The organism is Acidobacteriota bacterium, assembly GCA_016700075.1.
Classification (GTDB): domain Bacteria; phylum Acidobacteriota; class Blastocatellia; order Pyrinomonadales; family Pyrinomonadaceae; genus OLB17.
Genome location: CP065000.1, coordinates 2,725,339 through 2,744,269, shown reverse-complemented (window position 1 = coordinate 2,744,269; position 18,931 = coordinate 2,725,339). Strand labels below are relative to the sequence as shown.

Annotated in this window: 19 protein-coding genes; 3 read left to right on the top strand and 16 right to left on the bottom strand. The window is 53.0% G+C overall.

The window, feature by feature from the left end:
* Nucleotides 1-3 precede the first annotated feature (3 nt).
* Both IPM50_12420 and IPM50_12415 read right to left on the bottom strand, forming a co-directional pair.
* Nucleotides 4-852, bottom strand: coding sequence for a 3'-5' exonuclease (locus IPM50_12420; GenBank protein ID QQS32450.1), 849 nt, complete (start codon nucleotides 850-852; stop codon nucleotides 4-6).
* Nucleotides 853-933: 81 nt separating this feature from the next.
* Nucleotides 934-1,245 carry a cupin domain-containing protein gene (locus IPM50_12415; protein QQS32449.1) on the bottom strand — a complete coding sequence of 104 codons (312 nt, stop codon included), beginning with the start codon at nucleotides 1,243-1,245 and terminating at the stop codon, nucleotides 934-936.
* A gap of 245 nt (nucleotides 1,246-1,490) precedes the next feature.
* Between IPM50_12415 and IPM50_12410 the strand changes: the two genes are divergently transcribed.
* The gene (locus IPM50_12410) at nucleotides 1,491-1,880 is read left to right on the top strand and encodes a hypothetical protein (protein QQS34525.1); all 390 of its coding nucleotides are present in this window, start codon (nucleotides 1,491-1,493) and stop codon (nucleotides 1,878-1,880) included.
* Nucleotides 1,881-1,940: 60 nt separating this feature from the next.
* Here IPM50_12410 and IPM50_12405 read toward each other — a convergent pair whose 3' ends face one another.
* Genes IPM50_12405 through IPM50_12395 form a run of 3 tightly spaced genes read right to left on the bottom strand, consistent with a single transcriptional unit; the run spans nucleotide 1,941 to nucleotide 4,533 of the window.
* Nucleotides 1,941-2,513, bottom strand: coding sequence for a hypothetical protein (locus IPM50_12405; protein ID QQS32448.1), 573 nt, complete (start codon nucleotides 2,511-2,513; stop codon nucleotides 1,941-1,943).
* Nucleotides 2,514-2,525: 12 nt separating this feature from the next.
* A complete protein-coding gene (locus tag IPM50_12400) occupies nucleotides 2,526-3,704 on the bottom strand; it encodes a hypothetical protein (protein ID QQS32447.1) in 1,179 nt (392 codons plus the stop codon).
* Between the two features lie 10 nt (nucleotides 3,705-3,714).
* Nucleotides 3,715-4,533, bottom strand: coding sequence for a hypothetical protein (locus IPM50_12395; GenBank protein QQS32446.1), 819 nt, complete (start codon nucleotides 4,531-4,533; stop codon nucleotides 3,715-3,717).
* A 347-nt stretch (nucleotides 4,534-4,880) separates the two neighbouring features.
* On the opposite strand from IPM50_12395, the gene IPM50_12390 reads away from it, so the two are divergent.
* Nucleotides 4,881-5,537 (top strand): hypothetical protein, encoded by a 657-nt coding sequence (locus IPM50_12390; GenBank protein ID QQS32445.1) that lies wholly within the window; start codon nucleotides 4,881-4,883, stop codon nucleotides 5,535-5,537.
* Nucleotides 5,538-5,613: 76 nt separating this feature from the next.
* Here the strand turns inward: IPM50_12390 and IPM50_12385 are convergent, their stop codons facing one another.
* The 7 genes from IPM50_12385 to IPM50_12355 form a co-directional block, all read right to left on the bottom strand.
* Entirely contained in the window at nucleotides 5,614-7,383 is a 1,770-nt protein-coding gene (locus IPM50_12385) for an acyl-CoA dehydrogenase family protein (GenBank protein QQS34524.1), read from the bottom strand.
* A gap of 138 nt (nucleotides 7,384-7,521) precedes the next feature.
* Complete coding sequence (locus IPM50_12380; protein ID QQS32444.1) at nucleotides 7,522-8,697, bottom strand: acetyl-CoA C-acyltransferase; 1,176 nt, start codon at nucleotides 8,695-8,697, stop codon at nucleotides 7,522-7,524.
* A complete protein-coding gene (locus IPM50_12375) occupies nucleotides 8,694-8,990 on the bottom strand; it encodes a hypothetical protein (GenBank protein ID QQS32443.1) in 297 nt (98 codons plus the stop codon). Before IPM50_12375 ends, IPM50_12380 begins: the two co-directional genes overlap by 4 nt.
* Nucleotides 8,990-9,478, bottom strand: coding sequence for an aminoacyl-tRNA deacylase (locus tag IPM50_12370; protein ID QQS32442.1), 489 nt, complete (start codon nucleotides 9,476-9,478; stop codon nucleotides 8,990-8,992). The genes IPM50_12375 and IPM50_12370 overlap by 1 nt, the downstream gene beginning before the upstream one ends.
* A 9-nt stretch (nucleotides 9,479-9,487) precedes the next feature.
* Nucleotides 9,488-10,057: a DNA-3-methyladenine glycosylase I gene (locus IPM50_12365; GenBank protein QQS32441.1), complete on the bottom strand. Its 570-nt coding sequence runs from the start codon at nucleotides 10,055-10,057 to the stop codon at nucleotides 9,488-9,490.
* The gene (locus IPM50_12360; protein ID QQS32440.1) at nucleotides 10,054-10,614 is read right to left on the bottom strand and encodes a DinB family protein; all 561 of its coding nucleotides are present in this window, start codon (nucleotides 10,612-10,614) and stop codon (nucleotides 10,054-10,056) included. The genes IPM50_12365 and IPM50_12360 overlap by 4 nt, the downstream gene beginning before the upstream one ends.
* A gap of 23 nt (nucleotides 10,615-10,637) precedes the next feature.
* Entirely contained in the window at nucleotides 10,638-13,010 is a 2,373-nt protein-coding gene (locus tag IPM50_12355) for a 3-hydroxyacyl-CoA dehydrogenase/enoyl-CoA hydratase family protein (GenBank protein QQS34523.1), read from the bottom strand.
* A gap of 202 nt (nucleotides 13,011-13,212) precedes the next feature.
* On the opposite strand from IPM50_12355, the gene IPM50_12350 reads away from it, so the two are divergent.
* Nucleotides 13,213-13,878, top strand: a complete 666-nt coding sequence (locus IPM50_12350) for a peptidoglycan-binding protein (protein ID QQS32439.1) — start codon at nucleotides 13,213-13,215, stop codon at nucleotides 13,876-13,878.
* Between the two features lie 21 nt (nucleotides 13,879-13,899).
* Here IPM50_12350 and IPM50_12345 read toward each other — a convergent pair whose 3' ends face one another.
* From IPM50_12345 to IPM50_12330, 4 genes are all read right to left on the bottom strand, one after another.
* Entirely contained in the window at nucleotides 13,900-14,982 is a 1,083-nt protein-coding gene (locus IPM50_12345) for a Gfo/Idh/MocA family oxidoreductase (GenBank protein QQS32438.1), read from the bottom strand.
* Nucleotides 14,983-15,063: 81 nt separating this feature from the next.
* Nucleotides 15,064-15,534, bottom strand: a complete 471-nt coding sequence (locus IPM50_12340; GenBank protein QQS32437.1) for a PilZ domain-containing protein — start codon at nucleotides 15,532-15,534, stop codon at nucleotides 15,064-15,066.
* A gap of 90 nt (nucleotides 15,535-15,624) precedes the next feature.
* Entirely contained in the window at nucleotides 15,625-16,470 is an 846-nt protein-coding gene (locus tag IPM50_12335; GenBank protein QQS32436.1) for a hypothetical protein, read from the bottom strand.
* 73 nt (nucleotides 16,471-16,543) lie between these two features.
* Nucleotides 16,544-18,889 carry an oligopeptide transporter, OPT family gene (locus IPM50_12330; protein QQS32435.1) on the bottom strand — a complete coding sequence of 782 codons (2,346 nt, stop codon included), beginning with the start codon at nucleotides 18,887-18,889 and terminating at the stop codon, nucleotides 16,544-16,546.
* Between the last annotated feature and the right edge of the window lie 42 nt (nucleotides 18,890-18,931).

Below are 18,931 nucleotides of genomic sequence, written 5' to 3'. Positions count from 1 at the left end.
ATGTTATTCAGGCCACTTAGAGAGAAACTCCGCAAGAAATGCTTTTTCCGGTTTTTCTGTCTCGGCTTCCAGAAAAGCTCTGAACGCCTCGTGCTCTGCAAAATATGACTCTTCAGTGAACAGACCGGAGAAATATGCCATTCGCAGCCAAACGAAATATGTGTTAAGCGTGTCGATCATGTTGTACTCAACGATCTTTGTGAAGTCACCTGCGAGCCACAGGTCGGTTACCTGGTCGCCTTTGACATCGATCTTGCCGGGATAGCCGCAGAGCTTCGCAAATTCGTCCAATTTCGGCGACATCGCGCCACCCGAAAGCCTTTTCAGGATATCCAGATGGCCTTCACTGTTTCGGGCGTCGAAATAATCCTTGCCTTCCCAGGGCTTCGCCGGCCGTTCGCTGAATTTCGGTGCTGTGACCTCGTTGATCATTCCTCGCTGTATCAACACCTGAATATCTGAATCGCCTGAATTAAATCCGACAAGCTGCGGTTTTCGCTCTCCGATCATGTATAAAAATCGCCCGATCATCTCAGCTTCGTTAAGATCGCTGTCCTGGATCGGCAGTTTCGGGAGTGAATTGAGTGCAAACTCGGGTTGTTTTTCGTTGTCGCGAATGATCGTCTTTCGTGAAAGGAACGCGATCGAAACGACCCGCGAGAACATATACTTCAAGAAAGGCCGCGGCATTTTTTCCGCGTCATAGCTCGGCATGTGCTGCCACAGAGCCTGCATCGCTTCCAACTCCGGAGTGTCCTCAGGCAGATCGAACAACCGCCGTGCTCCGGCAGCGTCGGGCGCCCATTCCAGATCAAAAAAGAGCGCTAGTTCGGGAATTCCCTCTTTCAGCATAGTTTTCTTTGGACGGAGAAATTGGCCGAAAAGCCAATAGCAAGAATCTTAGCACAAGTGGCGCGCAATGTTTAACAAATCTCAGCGCTTTTCGCCGATGAGATAAACAACCGGTTCGTTCCCTGGTACACGGGCTCTGTGTTTCGTGCCCGCAGGGATGATGTCGCGGTCACCTGCTTCAAGAACGAATGTGCCGTACCCCTCGACGGTCAGTTCCAGCTTACCGCTCAGTATCCAATGCGATTGATCGCTTGAATGGTGGTGATCGGAATAGAACGCCCCCGGTTCATCGGACCAGCGAAAAGTGGAATATCCTTCGCTGTTCAAAACCCGGCGGCAGTAAGATTCATCCGGTGGATCGCCGTCGTTCTTTATTCTCTGATAGTGCTTCATTTGATTGCGTTTAAGAAACAGTTGTCCCGAAGAGTGATACGGCATTTCAGACGATTTCGCTTATCCGTAGACGATATCGTTAAGCACCGGCTCAATTCATGATCGACTATCAACTTTAAGTCCTTTTATATCAACATTTCTAATTCATGGCACGCACTTTGCCCTAATGAGCAGCGAAGCGGCCCATGAATGCCGCAATTCATAGCAAGAGGAGTAGTAAAATGAAAAGGACAATTTCCGCAATCATGACATCGGCAGTATTCGCTATCGGCCTGGTCGCTTTCGGAACCGTAGAAACGAATGCACAGGGTAAATATTGCAACGACAACAATAACAAGGGACGCTACGAAAGGAGAAGCGGGAATGCACGATATAACCAGGCCCGTTATCAAAACCGCCGCAACTACGGCAATGAGGGGTACTACGGTAATAACGGCTATTACGAGGTCAAGCAGCCGAACGTTTATGATCGCCATCGAAAAGCGATCAATCTGTCGGTCGGAACCGCGGCCGGTGCAGCGATCGGTGCAGCAGTCGGCGGCAAGAAGGGAGCACTGATCGGTGCAGGCGTCGGACTCGCGACGGGAGCCATCGTGACCGCAAAACAAAAGCCGCGCAACTATCCGCGATACTGATCTGCGTTCAGTATGTTAGGAAAGCCCCGCCAATGATGGGGCTTTCTTTGTATTTAACCTCTATCGTTTTGTAGTTATTTTGGCGGTAAAGCCGCCCTTCACATTATGCTGGCCCTCGGAAACATTGATCTCGCCGGAGATCGTGTCGTCCGTAACAGAGGTTATTTTGACCTCTCCCTCAGCTTTCGACATCGTGAACGAGATCTTTTCTTCCTTACCGCCTGTGAAGCGCGAGATCTGCAGATAGTCAACGCAATTATATTTCTCGCATTTCGCGGTGTAAGTTCCCGGCTTGACCGCAGCCTTCTCGTCAGTACCTTCGTCACCGACGATCTGAAAGACCACGCGAACGTTTCCGTCTTCCGTCAATGCCTTGCCCATCGTCACAGGGCCTTTGGTTTCCATTTCAAAGTTGGAAAGAGCGACATAGTGATTGACCGCCTTTGTCATCGTCGTTTCGCCGTCCTTTGTCATCGAAAAAGTCTTAGTTGACGGGTAGACCCCTGACGACTTCACATCTAACGGCACCGAAGTGCCGTTGAAAGAAATGGTGATCTTCGAACTACCCGCACCACCGCCGCATGCCAGTAACGCTGTCGCAACAGCCGTTAAGATCATCGTTCTTAGTTTCATTTAGATCTCCAACTATTTGAGTTTTATATATCCAAGCGTCGTATTCGCATCGGTGCCGGTCTTGAATGCCGCGAACGAACCGTTCGCTACGACATCGGTGGCCTGAAGGAACGCCGGCTTCACCGTCGGATCAGGGAAAAGCCTGACAGTCTTACCGTCATACATCTGCAGGCGCTCGGTTCGGCCTATCGAGTCCTTTCCCGAAATAAAGACACGTTTCCCGTCCGGCGTCACCGCAACAGTATTGCCGAAACCATGCAGGCCGCTATTTCGAGTACTGCCGTCAACGAGCTTATCTGTTGGCACCATGACCGCCGGCTGGCCTCCGCGTTTCATGACGGCAAGGCGTGCCTCGGTCGCATTGCGGTCCTTCGCGTCGCGGTGTGCGAAATAGGCAACTGTCCCGCCCGCCGCCATCACCGCAGAGGTCGCCGGGTTAACGGAGAGCTTTTTCACGGAGCCATCGACGAGGTTGATCTCCATCAGATTCTTTTGCCCGCTCTCAGCGCTGAAATAATATGCTTTGTCGCTGCTGACGGCAATCGCTTCAGTATTCGCACCGCCGTGTTCCTTCACATTGAACGCGACGGGCTCTGTGTCGCCTGATTTAAATAGAACCTTTGCGATCTGGTCGCCGCTGCTGACCACAAGATTGCCGCTCGCAGCGTCGATCGCAACCTGATCGATGCGTATCGCGCCGGGCCACGGTTCCTGATCAACAACCACCGAAGGCGCTGCTCCGCTGAGATCGATGACCGAGAATTTATTACGGTTTTTCGCCTCGTCCATCGTCACCGCAGCCACAAAATTGCCGCTGGAACGCAGCGGGCTGTTCCCTCGGTTCTTCAATCCAGGAACGTCGGTCATTTTTCCCGTTTTCGTGTCGAAAACGTGATAGGTGAATTGCCGTGTGTCTATCAGCACTATCTTGTCGCCCGCGATGGCAAAATTCGTCGCCGAAAAGCGTTCGCTGCCCGGGATGCCGCGGCCCTTTGTGTCGCCGGCTTTTATGTAATCGACGCCGGTGTTTACAGCGGTCCCGTAAGCGATGATCGTATCGCCGACCGCGATCTTTCCGCGATAATGAACCGGAATTCCGCTCTTAACAACGCTCAGTGCCTGCGCAGCCGACGCCCCAACCCCAATACCAACTATCGAAAACACTATCAGCGCATTTCTAATGATTCTCATACTGCACTCCCTACTTTCGTCGCCGCAGCACTGGATCTGACGGCGAAACGTCGAAGACCGGATGTTTAGCTCCAAACCGCTTCACAAAAGCCCTATGAATTTCAGGCGTCATTATCCAGACATCACAGCTACGGCCAAGAGGGCTCGCCTCTGGCGTTAAGGTGGCCATCCGAGCTTCGTCGATGAAATGATTCGCCCAATTCTTCCACGTACTGGGATTTGGCCGATACGAATTGCGAAGTTCTGACGGCCCGCACCCGCGAAGGTCGATCTTGCTTATCGTTTCCGAACTTGCAAGCTCCATTGTTCCGACCGCGACGTGCTGTCCGGCCTCAGGTTTGAATAAGAGTTCTAAGTCGTCACCGACGATCTTATAAACAGCAAAACCGGCATTGTCGCGCTGGAGGTTCTTTTCCACCTCGGCATTTCTTACGACAAGCACGACCACATCGCACGTTCCGACATCGATCACACGCCCTTTTTGCCCGCCAACCGTTGGCACAACCTTTTTGAAGGCATTCTTGTTTGACGGGTTCGCATTATCGCCGAAGATGCAGGCGACCAGGTCCTTTGCTTTCAACACTTTGTCGGTTGCCTTTGCTTCCGTGGTGAAAAAGAAATGTTTCGGATATTCATCGCCGCCGGTATTTGCCGTAACCGTAGCTGCGGCCGGCGATGGCGACTCGGTACGCTGTCCCGCAGGACTCGGCGAAGGCGACGGTGTGGCCGCCGGTCGTACCGAGGGCAGACGCGGGATCTGAGCATTTATATCGGCTGTTCCCCACAATATAGTTCCTGCGAATACAGAAAACAACAAGAAATATTTCACTACTTACTCCTATTATTTATTTAGATTGGCCCATTTGAATTGAGATCGACACACCTCCGCCGAGCAAATATGCATCAGCTTTTGGGCGTTAGGTCGTCCATTTGACCACCTCTCTTAAAGCAAAGGGCAGTTAATTCCTAGGTTATTTTTCGCTTTCCGATAATATCAGAAAAATTTGGTCTTGAAAACCCCTACCGATCTTGACGCCGACGGGTAATGATCGTCTTTGGCATATTACGCAGTTGGGTGGATCCTGTCGGGTGCGCCGGTGGACAATGAAAGCGTGTCTGTTTTAGAATCTCTCTTTCTAAATTGCTGACATTTCATAGTGAGGATATTCAATTGGCATGAGCACACCTATCACGAAAAACTCCGTCCAAGCCGCTGCGGCACTTGGACTATTGATTTTGATGACGCTGGGCTGCGGCGGCTTGGCCGAGAGGTTTAATGACGCGGCAAATTCCGTCGCCTCAAAAGAGAATGTTGACCGTCCTGCGACGCTCCCCGACGGGCCAAGCTCGCCCGGCGACAAAGCAGCAGACGCGCGCGTTTATGAAAGTCCTGAGAACATAACTGATTTTGTCCGTCAGCTGACCGAAGCTGTCGGTACCGACAATCCAAATATCCTAAAGATAGCGATCTACGATGCTCACGCATCGGCACAAGTTCAGGATCCGTCGAAACCTGAGAATATCGATAGTTACACGTATCGTAACGGCAAGCTCTCTGAGCCAACTCCTGTAAAGATATACGGCGGAGGGAAGATCAGCGATAACGTGTTCCCGCTAAAGGAGGTCAATCTGGATGGAGTACCGGCCCTGAACCAGGAGATGGTGACAAAGCTCGCTGAGGTCGAGGGTGGTAAGATGATCGGATACACGGTTGAACGCGGCCTGCCTTTCTCAAAAGACATTCGCATTACGCCATTGTCGGATTCGACGCGAAAGCAGATCATTGCACAGGCGGACAAGAACGCGAAACTCACGAAATTTGAGGTTCAATAGCCTCATTTGCAGTGCAAAACGCAGACGAGCCCCGGACGCGATGCCGGGGCTCGATCTGTTTACACTCCAATAGATACTAGAAAGTATAGGTATTCGCGGCGATCATCGTATCGGCGATACGCTGACGTGCCGCGATGGTGTTGACAGGCGAATTGTTCTTTGTAAACCGCTTCAGAGCGACAAGCAGCGTGCGGCCTTCGTCGCCCTCGGCGATAGCGGCGATGGTGTTTTTCGCTTTTGCTTCAATACGCTGAATAGCATCGTTGCAAAATACCGCCGCCATATCGACGTAACGTCCGGCTGGCTCTTCACCGTTCTTTTCGGCATATTTCTGAGCGCGCAAGATCGCAGATTCCATTTGATAGGCGTCCATGATGATATCGGCGCAGTTGATCAAGACCTCTTGTTGTTCTGCCAATGCCATCATGTATTTTTGAGCGGCGGTGCCCAATACCATCAATGCGATCTTCTTCGCGTTCTGTGCCAATTTCGTCTCAGCTGACAGCAGCCCAGTGTCCTCGTCAAACGACATCTGCGGATTCAGGATCTCATCCTGCAGAGCCTGAGCCGCCTGCAGCAGACCAAGCTTGCCTTTGATCGCTCGCTTCATCAACTGGCCCGGAATGAGCATTCGGTTGATCTCGTTCGTGCCCTCAAAGATGCGGTTGATACGTGAATCGCGATACGCTTTCTCCGCCGGATAATCCGCCGAGTAGCCGTAGCCGCCGTATATTTGCACCATCTCATCGACGACGTAGTCGAGCGCCTCGCTGCATGCGACCTTGTTTATCGACGACTCTACGGCATATTCCTCGATCGACTGCAGCTTCTTCGCGCTATCGGCACCGTCGCCGATCAATGCGTCGATCATGCCGACCGTGCGGTATGTGATCGATTCCGCGACCCAAGTGCGGATCGCCATTTCCGCGAGTTTGTGCTTGATCGCGCCAAATGACGAGATGGGCTTGTTGAACTGATGCCGTTCGTTCGCATAACGCACGGCTTCGTGAATTGCGAGTTTCGCTCCGCCCGTGACCGAGGCACCCAGTTTGAAGCGGCCGACGTTGAGCACGTTGAAAGCGATCTTTGCACCGTCACCAACCTCGCCGATCAAGTTGCCCTTGGGTATTTTTGCATCGGAGAGAATCACCGCCGTAGTCGATGACGACTTGATGCCCAGCTTGTGCTCTTCGGCTCCCGGACGGCAGTTTTCAGAACGTGGAACGAGGAAGCACGAGAATTTGTCCTTCTCGCCATCAACCTTTGCAAAAACAAGATACACATCGGCAAAACCGCCGTTCGTGATCCACATCTTCTCGCCGTTCAGGATCCAGTGTTCGCCGTCCTCAGTGAGTTTGGCGACGCATTTCGCACCGAGAGCGTCGGAACCGGAGCTCGATTCGGTCAGGCAATATGCCGACACGACCTCGCCGGAAATGATGCCCGGGATCCACTCTTTCTTGAGTTCTTCGCTGCCCCAATAAAGTATCGGGAGCAATCCGATCGACGTCTGCGCACCGTAGGTCGAGCCAAAACCGCTGCCGCGGCCGACCATCTCGGCAATGATGCAGCCTGAGATCTGATCGAGAGCCATGCCGCCAAGATCTTCCGGAATATTGGCACCGAGCAGCCCTAGCTCACCTGCCTTTTTGAGCAGTCCGCGGGCGATATCCCAATTGTGCTTTTCGAGTTCCGGCAAATTCGGCACGACCTCATTGTCGATGTATTCGCGGCAGGTATCGCCGATCATGCGGTGCTCGTCCGAAAAATCCTCCGGCGTGAACGTCGCCGCAGTCGTCGTATCAGCGATCAAAAACTCGCCGCCCTTTATGTAATCTTTTTCCATTTTCGCTTCCATAGTTTTTTTTCACCACAGAGAGCACAGAGGGCACTGAGATAAAATTCAGTTTTGTATCAATGCTATCAATGCAATTCTGCGGGTTCTCCTTTCTAATTCTCTCTGTGACCTCTGTGTACTCTGTGGTTAAATTCTTTCAAAGATACCTGCTGCTCCCATGCCGCCGCCGACGCACATAGTGACCATTCCGTAACGGGCGTTGCGACGCTTGAGTTCCTGCAAAACGGTCGCCGTCAGCTTTGCACCGGTGCATCCCAAAGGATGGCCGAGAGCGACCGCGCCACCGTTGACGTTTACCTTTGACGGGTCCATTTCGAGCACCTTCATAACCGAGAGGCCCTGTGCCGCGAACGCCTCGTTCAGCTCTATTACGTCAATCTGATCGAGCGTCAGGCCGGCCATTTTCAGAGCCTTCGGGATCGCATACACCGGGCCGATGCCCATTTCTTCGGGCAGGCAGCCGGCAGTCGCGTACGACACAAATCGAGCTATCGGCGTCATGCCGAGTTCCCTCGCTTTGTCCGCCGACATCACGACCGCGGCCGCAGCACCGTCGGACATCTGCGACGAATTACCGGCCGTAACAGTTCCCGCGGCGTGAAACACAGGCCGAAGTTTCGCCAAGCCCTCCGGCGACGTATCAGCACGCGGGCCCTCGTCCTGAGCAAAAACGATCTCTTTGCGGCGGACGCGGCCCTTTTCGGCGAACTCATCGACAAAGACGTTCATCGGCACGATCTCGTCCGAGAATTTACCGTCTTTGATCGCCGCGAGTGCCTTCATGTGCGAGTTGTAAGAAAACTCGTCGGCCTGTTCGCGCGTGATCTCATATTTCTTTGCGAGGTTCTCAGCCGTCAGACCCATGTTGAGGTAGTAATCGGGATATGTTTCCGCAAGCCGCGGATTTGGGCGAAACGTGTTGCCGCCCATCGGTATCGCGGTCATCGATTCCAGCCCGCCCGCAACGATCACCTCTGCTCCGCCCATCATGATACGTTCGGCCGCCAACGCAATGGTCTGCAGTCCGCTCGAACAATATCGATTCACTGTCATCGCCGAAGCCTCGACCGGAATGCCGGCAAGGATCGCCGCCGTCCGCGCAACGTTCATCCCCTGCTCAGCTTCTGGAAACGCACAGCCCATGACAACGTCCTCGACCAACGACGCGTCAACGCCTGCTCGAGCAACCGCCTCTTTGATCGCCGCCGATCCCATCTCATCGGAACGCGTATTACGCAGCGTTCCCTTCGGCGCCTTTCCCACAGCCGTCCGCACGGCCGATACAATTACCGCTTCTTTCATATCTGTTCCTTTTTCAGACCCTCGAGCTTCTTCAGCATTCTGTTCACGTCCAGCATTCTCGCCGTTCCTTCGCCGCCGCTTGTTGCGTACGATGCAAACTGCTGCCAGTTCGTCAAAGCCTCTTCATATTTGGCGATCTGCACATCGCCCTCCAACCGGTCGCCCCAATTCTCGTAAAAACTCGCCCGAACCTCGTTCAGCGGGAAAAAGCCTTCGCCGCGGTCGGTCTCAGCCAACATCGCCGCTTCTGCCTCGGCATAATTCCCCGCCTCAACCAATTCAAGCCAATTCATTAGATCCCAACCTCAACCTCAGCGACATCAAGCATCCGCAATGTATCCGGATCGATCTCAACCAAAAAACCTCGCTTGCCGCCATTGATATAGATACGTTCGATCTCAAAGATCGTCCGCTCCGCATATACCGGCATCTTCGTTCTTATACCGAAAGGCGACGTTCCGCCGACCAGGTATCCTGTCAATTTCGTTGCCTTTTCCGGCGTTGCCGGTTCGACGGCTTTCACGCTGATATGGCGTGCAAGAATCTTCGTCGAAACCTCGCGATCGCCGTGCATCAGCACGATCAGCGGCTTTTTCTCATTCGTTTCAAACACCAACGTCTTTACGACCGCGTGAACATCCACGCCCAACTGCCTCGCCGATTCCTTCGCCCCGCCTTTTTCGACATAATCATAAAGCCGCGGCACGAACTCGGCCTTTTTCTCTCTCAAATATCTAACCGCCGGCGTGATAGGATAATCCATTTTTCTGTCCGGGCTCATTGCCGCCCACTAACGCAGGCGGTTCTGACAGTCCTTATACCTAAAACACGTCTGCACATGGTCGTTCACCAGACCGCACGCCTGCATGAATGCGTACATTATCGTCGAACCGACAAAGTTGAACCCGCGCTTTTTCAGGTCCTTCGACATCGCGTCAGAGATCTCTGTTTTCGCCGGAACGTCCGCGTACGTCTTCCGTTTTCCGTCGATAGACTTGCCGACGACGAATGACCAAATATAGCTATCAAACGAACCAAACTCTTTCTGGACCGCGAGGAACGCTTTCGCATTCCGCACGGCTGATACTATCTTCAAACGATTGCGGATTATGCCTTCGTTTTGCATCAGTTTCGCGCATTTCGCGTCGGTGTATTTCGCGACCTTTGCGGGGTTGAAATCATCGAACGCCTCGCGATAGTTCTCGCGTTTCGCCAGAACAGTGTCCCAACTCAGTCCTGCCTGCGCACCCTCTAGTATTAAAAACTCAAAGAGCACTCTGTCATCATGCTGCGGCACGCCCCATTCCTCGTCGTGATAGCGTATCACCAATTCATTTTTCGCCCAGCCGCAGCGTTTCATCTCGGAAAATTTTCAGCCGCAGCCACCCTTTTCGCTTGATCATAATGGCGGCGGCAATGCATCGGAATGAAGGTCAACGCATCTGCAAGGCTGTAGGTCACAAATCCCATCAAGGGCGACGTAACGATCTGCTTTTTCGGGTCCGTCTTTTCCACAGCCCGCTCGATGTGTTCTCCGAGTTCGTCCTGATGCAACACAAATCGTTCGATAATGTCCGCGGCGATGGCACTCTGCGAAGGCACTGCCTTTGCAGTCGTTTTCATCTTTTTCGTATTTTTCGGATCGAGCGACCTTATCAGGAATTTGCCAAAAAACCCGCTGAACGGAGAATTCCGCTCCCAAAAGGACATTTTCGTATCTCCGCGGGCAAGGCGATCCAGATCATCAAAATATAGACCATGCGTCGTGATTAGATGATCGAAACACTGTGCAATACTCCAGCCTTTGGCGTCCGGCTTCCAATTGAGCTCCTCCGCGGTCATTGACCCGAACTCGGCCGCGGCCTCCGCCGCGACCTGCCTCAGATCCTTAATAATGTTCGAAATTTCACTCTGCATTATCCGTAATCCATTACGGGTTATCAGTTTCTCAACGGCTTACCCGTTTTCAGCATCGCTGCTATGCGTTCCTGCGTTTTACGCTCACCGCAAAGCGAAACGAACGCCTCGCGTTCGAGATCGAGCAGATAACGTTCCGAAACTTCCGTTTTGTGATTGATCGTGCCGCCGGCCATGATATGTGCCAGCTTGCGGCCGATCAGTTCGTCGTGGTCTGAGATAAAGCCGCCGCGTTTCATCATGTGCAGAGCGAGTTTCATCGCGGATTCGACCGCCTCGCCAAAGACCGGAATATCTTCACGCTCTACCGGCTGTACGTAGCCAGCCGCCGAAAGGTTCAGAACCTCTTGTTTAGCGTCCTGTATGAGTCGGTCGCCGTTCATCGAGATCGCATCGCTGTCGCGAAGATATCCGAAAGCTTTCGCCTCCTGCGCGGATGTAGCGACCTTGCCCATACCGATGGTCTCGAACGTCTTTTTCAGAAACGTCAGCGGATCGGAATCGGGAGCTTTCGCCCAGGCGTCCATCGCACGCATTGTCATTTCCTTAGTCCCGCAGCCTGCGGGAATGACGCCCACGCCGACCTCAACCAAACCGATATAAGTTTCGCCCGCTGCACGCACCTTATTGCCGTGCATCGAGATCTCGCAACCGCCGCCGAGCGTCAAACCGTAAGGTGCCGTGACGACAGGCTTTGCCGAATACCGCAGCCGCATCACGGCGTTCTGCAACGCACGCACCATCATATTGATGTCGTCCCACTCTTCTTCCTGAGCAGCGAGCAGGAGCATCATGATGTTGGCACCGGCAGAGAAATTGCCGCCCTGATTGCCGACGACGAGCCCTTCGAAATTTTTCTCGACCTCATCGATCGCAAAGTTCATCATCGCGACGGTGTCGCCGCCGATGGAGTTCATCTTTGAGTGAAATTCCAAACACGCGACGCCGTCGCCTAGGTCTATCAGCGATGCTCCGGGATTCGTCTTGACGACGCCGGTGCGGTCCTTGACGTCTTTCAGAATTAGAACGCCCGGGCGTGCCGGAACAGGTTTGTAACCGCCATTTACAAGGTCGTAAAAGAAATGCTCGCCGTTCTCATGTTTGTAGAAAGTGGCCGCACCCGAAGCGAGCATTTTCTCGACATTCTCGGGGATCGCCTGACCTTCTTTCCGCATACGCTCGACCGATTCCGCGACGCCTATGGCATCCCAAGCCTCGAAAACGCCGATCTCCCAACCAAAACCCCACTTGATCGCGTTGTCGATCTCGACGATGGTATCGGCGATCTCAGGAATGCGATTCGCAGCATAACGTGACACCCGCGAATGCGTTTTCCATAAGAATTCGCCCACACGGTCCTCGCCCCAAACGAGCTGTTTGACGCGTTTCGCAGTGTCATCGATCTGCTTTGCTCCATCGATCGACGGGAATTTTGTCTTTTCCTGCGGCTTGTATTCAAACGTATTGAGGTCAAGTTCCAGAATGATGCGATTGCCGTCGGCATCCTTGCCTTTCTTGAAAAATCCGCCCTGCGTTTTGTCGCCGAGCAGCTTTTTGTCGAGCAGCGTCTGTATGAGTTCGGGCAGTTTGAAAACTTCGCGGTCCTCGTCATCAGGAACCGCGGGATAGAGGTTGTTCGTTACGTGAGCCGTTACGTCAAGCCCAACGAGGTCCGAAGTGCGAAACGTCGCAGATTTCGCATGGCCGATGGCCTTGCCCGTCATCTGATCGACCTCCGTCGGCGTAAAGCCCATCGCGATCATCTCGTGAATGGTCGCCATCATGCCGAAAACGCCAATGCGGTTCGCGATAAAATTCGGCCGGTCTTTCGCCGGAACGACGCCTTTGCCGAGCCGCTGATCGAGGAAACCTGAAACTTTGCAAGCGATCTCGCCGTTGGTTTTCGAGCCCGGAATGACCTCGACGAGCTTCATATACCGAGGCGGATTGAAAAAGTGTATGCCGACGAAATGCTGTTTAAAGTCATCGGAGAAAGGCTCGGCGATCGAGTCAATAGGTATGCCGCTCGTATTTGTCGCGATGACCGCTCCCGGTTTGCGGTACTTTTCAACCTCGGCAAATAGCTTGTGCTTGATCTCGAGGTTTTCGACGACTGCCTCGATGACGAAGTCGCAGTCTTTCAGCTTTTCAAGGTCGTCCATGAAGTTGCCGAGCGAGATCAGCTTAGCGTTTTCCGCAAGCATGAAGGGCGCAGGCTTCAGCTTTTTCGCCGCTTCAAACAAGGACTTTACTATTCGGTTCTTGTCGGTTGCATCGCCATCCTGCGGTGCTATGTCGAGAAGTAAGGTCGGAATTCCCGCATTCGCCAAATGAGCGGCAATTCCCGCTCCCATCGTGCCCGCACCCAAAACTGCCGCTTTCTTGATGATCATAATATTGGTATCGACTAACTCACAATTCTAACTGAATGAACGTTCATTCAGCAAGCCGTCAAGTTTTCTCTAAGTGTATTCTTGACAGAAGCCTGAACAAGCTAGATACTTTTCGAAAACAGAAAACAGCGGGAATCTCGTTAGCAATTTTTACACCGGCGGGCTTCCCCAACGAAATATCAGATAACCCCAAAGGAGTGTGCTTATGAAAAAGGTTCTTCCGTTGTTCGTATTCGCAATGTTGGCCTTCGCCGGCCCGGTTTTTGCACAGGATCCAGGTGGATCCGATACCTCGTCGAAAACATCTGCCGAAAAACCGAAAAGAGGTCCTGTTTTCAGCCCGACAAAGGCTCAGATAAAGCAGGTTCAGGAAATTTTAAAGGGCAAAGGTCTTTATTACGGCGAAGCGACGGGCAAGTACAACCCCGAAACGCGTACCGCGATAAAGGTCGTACAGAACCAGGAAAGCATCCGCGAAACCGGCACGCTCAACCGCATAACTCTCGAGCGAATGGGCGTCGCTCTGACAGACAAACAGAAAACCATTCCTGTCACCGAAAGTTCGATGACGCCCGTCGAAGCAAGACCTAAAAAGGAAAAGGCGAAGACCGAGCGGATCGGCGACAACACCGACAAGCCGAAACGCGGAGCGGTTTTCAAGGCGAACAAAGAGCAGATCTCAGCGGCTCAACGCATACTCAAAAGTGGTGCGATGTACGACGGCCCCGAAACCGGAAAACTCGATAAACCTACCCGTGATGGTCTGAAAAAATATCAGGAAGCCAACGGCCTGAAGGTCACCGGCACATTGAACAAGGACACTCTGGTGAAAATGGGCGTCGAGCTTACCGATAAGCAGAAAGAAATGTAATCTGCTGCTCGCATTGAGAGCTCAGTCAATATTGACCGTCCGACCCTCGCGGTCGGACAAACGGGCCGCATCGATCACCTTCTGAACACGAACGCCGTCGGCAAATGTCGCGGCGTTCGGTATTTTCTCATCACCTCTGCGGACGGCATCCAAAATAACGGGAGCGAACGTAGCGAATGCACGCGCAAAGCCCGTATCGGGAACTCCCGGGAAACTCTCGCCAAGATCGACCTCTATCGGCTGCCAATCTGTGTCGTTTTCTGCAGCAACAAATATCTCGCCGCGATGCTCGACACGCAGAGACCCTTTCGTCCCGAAAAACTCCATTCGATTGACATAGTCCGGCGACTGCGTCATCGATACGGCGACGAGAGCCGTCGTGTCTTTCGTCACTGCACCATCGCGCAAGCTTAGGAGCGCATTGCATTCATCATCGCTCGTCACGGATCGCGGTATGCCGTCCTCGTCCTTGCGTTCTTTGATATGCGCGTGCAGACGGCAAGTAATATCAGCGACGTCCGTTTCGAGGAACCAATGCAGCGAATCGAAAATATGCGACGCGATCGCCCCAAGTGCTCCACCGCCCTGTGCCTCGTCATACCACCAATTCCAGGGCAGTTCTGCATCGCCCCGATGCGGAGCCTGAAAAACGGAACGCACATGTCGGATCTCGCCAAAGTGCCCGGCCTGTATCATCTTTTTTGCAAGAAGACGCCCGGGCTGAAACCGAAGCTCATGATCTATCAGCGATAAAACCTGCGTCGAATCTGCAGCTGATGCCATCCCCTCCGCCTCTCTAAGATCCATTGCCATCGGCTTTTCGCAAAGGACGTGTTTACCGCGTTCCAGCGAATAAAGCGTCATTTCCTTGTGAAATATTGGCGGCGTAGTTATGCAGACCAGATCGACGCCTTCGCGGTCCGCCGCCTGCCGCCAATCGTCCGTATAAAGATCGGCCCCGCATTCGTCGGCGGTTGCTTTTGCGTTTTCGATCGACGCGCTCGCGACCGAAACGATACGCCCGCCCGCCTTAACGAACGCCGGGATCTGCACGCGCCGTGCAAAACCCGTCCCCAAAATAGCTATCCCTACATTACTGCTCATACCTTTGAAGTTTAATCGTCCCACTGTAAAACAAAAAGGCCGCCGCATCGGACAGCCTTTCAAAAAAGTTGTTTCTAGCACCTACTTCACGTCAGCATTAAGCGTGATAGCGGACGCAGTCCCGTTCAGACGTCCGCCTTTGCGAAGAAATGTCGTATAAGCTTCTCGATCAGCATCGCTGCAGCTCAAAATGTGCACGCCGACGAGGAATCGTTCATCGTTGACATCAGACCCGATCTTTTCGTAACGCTTCCCAATAGCACCGAATTGTACCTTTCCGGTCGGCAACGAGATCTCGACCGTCAACTTGCGTTCTTGTCCAACAAGATATTTTTCCTTTAGTCGGATGACCGGAGTAGATATCGCTAATCCTGTTCGGCTCAGATCGATCGTTTCCCCCGATATGAAAGACAAACGTGCCTTTTCGCGTTCACTTTCGGTATTGATCTCGGGCTGAAACCACACCTTTACAGGAGCACGGAATCGCCGTCGGTTTGGGACGGTGCTTTCTGTCAGCTTTCTGCTGAAGCGATTGATTAGTTTCCTGATCATTTGGACGACCCGCAAACTACAGGGAAAACAATGTATAAACTAACCTGTGGAAAAAATCAACATTAGCTGTGGAAAAGTTTCCCAAATTCCTTATTTCTCCAGAGGTTTTCCTCCATTATCGCGGCTGGTCATACGGGCAAGTCCCGTGCTGTCCGGAACCACGCGGAATGACAGCCTTCCGGTCTTACCGTAAACTGCCGGGACCGCGTCGGCTGAGTATCCTTTCCTGCTTTCAGACAATGTAACGGAGTAAATGTAGCCGGTCGATTCACTCGACAGAACATCCTGCGGCAACAGTCCTACACCGACCAACTGACGCAGATCGCCCAAAATGCCACTGTTTTGAGTCGAATAGGCGTATTGGGCCTTCGCGATACGGTCAAGCATGGATCGAGCCTCGTCCTCTTTGACGGTAATGCGAAGATTGTAAAGGAATTTCGTGCCTTCCTTTCGCATTTGTTCTTCGGACGCCTCATCGACGGCGAGCATGATCCAAACGCCGTTTGACCGCCGTAAACGGACAGTATCCGTATCAGCATTTCCTTCCGGATCAGGCAATTTGAGCGTGACCGTTGCCGAATCGCCCGTTATGATCTCACCAGTGATCTCGATCTTTTCAGGCACTTGCCCTGCGATCGCCGAAAGGTCGCCCGAAAGGTCCGCCAGCTCCGCATCAGTTAGACCTTCAACCGCCGGCCGCAGATTTGTGAGGAAGATCGCTTCTCTGTATTTCTTTTCTCGAAGCTTTGTATAAAAAGCCCGCACCGTTTCCGAGGGCGAGCCTTGAATTATCGTAATTCCCGATGATTGCTTTTCGCCGTCGACCGGCCTTATAACTGCGTTCTTTGATGCGACATTCGAGCAGGCAATTGAAAATATCAATACGGCAAGCACCGGCACGAAACTCTTAAGGACAAAATGCGGCATTTTGGTCATTGCGGCAGAAAAGAAGGGCGGGAGAAAGCCCGCCCTTCTATTGTAGCGTTTATCGACACGAAGTAAAACAATTTTAATCGCTCGATCTGCCGATTCCAAAAATGCGTTCCCGACCAACAAAATAAAGGAAAACTGCGAGTGCAATGAAAGGCACTGTTCCGAGCAGATCTGCGTAGGGACCCTCGAAAAATGGGTTATTCGCCTCTGACCATTTGCCGAAGGTCTCGACAATGCCACTGAAATAAACTGCCGAGAGAGCTATCATTATGCCCGCCAACGCACCGCCCGCAATGTATCCCGAAGCCAGCAATACGCCCGTGCTCTTGTCCGTTTCCGCAATGAACTCCTCTTCTGTCAGATCTTTCTCGGCAAACTTCCTCTTAAGATATTTGTCCACACCCCAGCGGACGAGCCCGCCAAAGAATATCGGCGTCGATGCCGAGATCGGCAGATACAGCCCGACCGCAAATGCAAGCGACGAAATGCCGCATAGTTCCAGCGTTATTGCGATCATCACTCCGAAAAGAACAAGCGCCCAAGGCAATTTCTGGCTCAAGATCCCCTGAATGATGTAACTCATCAATGTCGCTTTTGGAGCACGGTATTTTTCGACCGACTGCGTAACAGGGTTTCCGTTTGAATCGACACCGATCTGCGCCTCCTTTATGACGCCGTTTATCCCGGGATCGACCAAATACGCGGGCCTGCCTTGCGGATTGACAAGGAACTTGCCCGCGGGTCCGCGGGTGGTGTCGGTATTGTGCCAGACTCGATAATTCGCCGAATCTTGTCCGCCGAGGTATCCGCCTACGTTCTCCGAACGGAATTTGTCGCCCTCGCGAACGAGTTCCTGCTCCGGCACCTGAAAGCCTGTTGCAAATGCGGCCGGCTCGACACGCTGATATACCGACGATGATTCATTCAGTTGGATCAGTATCGGACCGAGAAGCAATGCCGATGACAATGCCCCGATCAATATTGCTGTCTGTTGTTTCCACGGCGTGCCGCCGACCCAGAATCCTGTTTTCAGGTCCTGCGACGTTGTTCCGCCGTTCGACGCCGCGATGCAGACAATGCCGCCAACGCTCAAAGCCGTTACGAAATATGGATCAGGCGCTGTCCAGCCCAGCAACAGGAATGCCAACGATGTGAACAACAAAGTTGCTACCGTCATTCCCGAAATGGGATTTGACGACGAGCCGATCTCGCCCGTCAGCCGTGACGAGACCGTTACGAAAAGAAAGCCCAGAATGATGATCAGCACCGCACCGAGCAAATTCATTTTCAGCGATGGCATCAGCGTGATCACGATGATCAACGCCAAAATGCCGATGACGACCCATTTCAGCGAAATGTCCTGTTCGGTTCGCGGCAAAACGGCCGCATCGCCGTTTTTATTATTCGCCCGCTTCGCCTGAAAATCCGCGATGCCGCCGCGAATGCCGTTCCATATGGTCGGCAGCGAGCGTATCAGCGAAATAATGCCGCCTGCGGTTACCGCACCCGCACCGATGTAGAGGATGTATTCGCTCTGTATGCTTGCTGGTCCCTCGATCGCCATGTCCTTGATCAGCGTCGTTGTTGACGGAGCGAGCGGCTCGGTCAATCCCTCGCCGAAATAACGGATAAGCGGTATCAGCACCAAATAAGAAAGCACGCCGCCGGCGCACATGATTCCTGCGATCTTCGGCCCGATGATGTAGCCGACACCGAGCAGTGCGGGGTTGTTCTCGAGCGAGACAGAGCCGCTCTTAAAAGGCTCTTCAAATTCTTTCGTCGGGTATTCGCGCCAGCCGCTGAATACCTTCATCACGATGTTGTACAAAAAGCCTATGCCAAAGCCCGCCGCGATGATAAAGCCGCCCTTTTCCGCCGTCGCTTCGCCTTTTTGTGCGATCTCGGAATGCTGCTTAGATTCCTCGGATGCGCTTGCTATCAGCACCTGAGCGCACGCTGTCCCTTCGGGATATTTCAGGAGCCCATGCTGATCGCGGATCAATGCCCGCCGCAGCGGTATCATCATCAGGATGCCGAGCAGCCCGCCCAGAACCGCGACCATCGTTACCCGCCAAACCTCGAGATCAAAGCCTAATATCAGTATCGCCGGCATCGTTACACCGATACCGAAAGCTATGGATTCGCCTGCTGAGCCCGTAGTCTGAACGATATTGTGTTCAAGTATCGTCGCATCGCGTGCACCGAGTTTTGACAATATACGGAAGAGCGTCACAGAAATGACCGCCACCGGTATCGACGCTGACACCGTCAGCCCAACCTTCAGAACCAAATACAGCGATGACGCTCCAAAAATGACGCCCAACAGAGTTCCGACGATGAGCGGACCCGGCGTCAGCTCTCGCAGGTTTGTTACCGAATCAGGAATGTATGGGCGAAACTTTTCGAGGAATGGGTTTTTCATAACGTGACCGCTGAAATGTACGCCCATTCGGCTGATATTGCA

What these genes read in the sequence shown, in the direction of transcription:
- IPM50_12420 (QQS32450.1), bottom strand. Translation starts at nt 852, where the DNA reads ATGCTGAAAGAGGGAATTCCCGAACTAGCGCTCTTTTTTGATCTGGAA.
- IPM50_12415 (QQS32449.1), bottom strand. Translation starts at nt 1,245, where the DNA reads ATGAAGCACTATCAGAGAATAAAGAACGACGGCGATCCACCGGATGAA.
- IPM50_12410 (QQS34525.1), top strand. Translation starts at nt 1,491, where the DNA reads ATGACATCGGCAGTATTCGCTATCGGCCTGGTCGCTTTCGGAACCGTA.
- IPM50_12405 (QQS32448.1), bottom strand. Translation starts at nt 2,513, where the DNA reads ATGAAACTAAGAACGATGATCTTAACGGCTGTTGCGACAGCGTTACTG.
- IPM50_12400 (QQS32447.1), bottom strand. Translation starts at nt 3,704, where the DNA reads ATGAGAATCATTAGAAATGCGCTGATAGTGTTTTCGATAGTTGGTATT.
- IPM50_12390 (QQS32445.1), top strand. Translation starts at nt 4,881, where the DNA reads ATGAGCACACCTATCACGAAAAACTCCGTCCAAGCCGCTGCGGCACTT.
- IPM50_12385 (QQS34524.1), bottom strand. Translation starts at nt 7,383, where the DNA reads ATGGAAAAAGATTACATAAAGGGCGGCGAGTTTTTGATCGCTGATACG.
- IPM50_12380 (QQS32444.1), bottom strand. Translation starts at nt 8,697, where the DNA reads ATGAAAGAAGCGGTAATTGTATCGGCCGTGCGGACGGCTGTGGGAAAG.
- IPM50_12375 (QQS32443.1), bottom strand. Translation starts at nt 8,990, where the DNA reads ATGAATTGGCTTGAATTGGTTGAGGCGGGGAATTATGCCGAGGCAGAA.
- IPM50_12370 (QQS32442.1), bottom strand. Translation starts at nt 9,478, where the DNA reads ATGAGCCCGGACAGAAAAATGGATTATCCTATCACGCCGGCGGTTAGA.
- IPM50_12365 (QQS32441.1), bottom strand. Translation starts at nt 10,057, where the DNA reads ATGAAACGCTGCGGCTGGGCGAAAAATGAATTGGTGATACGCTATCAC.
- IPM50_12360 (QQS32440.1), bottom strand. Translation starts at nt 10,614, where the DNA reads ATGCAGAGTGAAATTTCGAACATTATTAAGGATCTGAGGCAGGTCGCG.
- IPM50_12350 (QQS32439.1), top strand. Translation starts at nt 13,213, where the DNA reads ATGAAAAAGGTTCTTCCGTTGTTCGTATTCGCAATGTTGGCCTTCGCC.
- IPM50_12345 (QQS32438.1), bottom strand. Translation starts at nt 14,982, where the DNA reads ATGAGCAGTAATGTAGGGATAGCTATTTTGGGGACGGGTTTTGCACGG.
- IPM50_12340 (QQS32437.1), bottom strand. Translation starts at nt 15,534, where the DNA reads ATGATCAGGAAACTAATCAATCGCTTCAGCAGAAAGCTGACAGAAAGC.
- IPM50_12335 (QQS32436.1), bottom strand. Translation starts at nt 16,470, where the DNA reads ATGACCAAAATGCCGCATTTTGTCCTTAAGAGTTTCGTGCCGGTGCTT.
- IPM50_12330 (QQS32435.1), bottom strand. Translation starts at nt 18,889, where the DNA reads ATGAAAAACCCATTCCTCGAAAAGTTTCGCCCATACATTCCTGATTCG.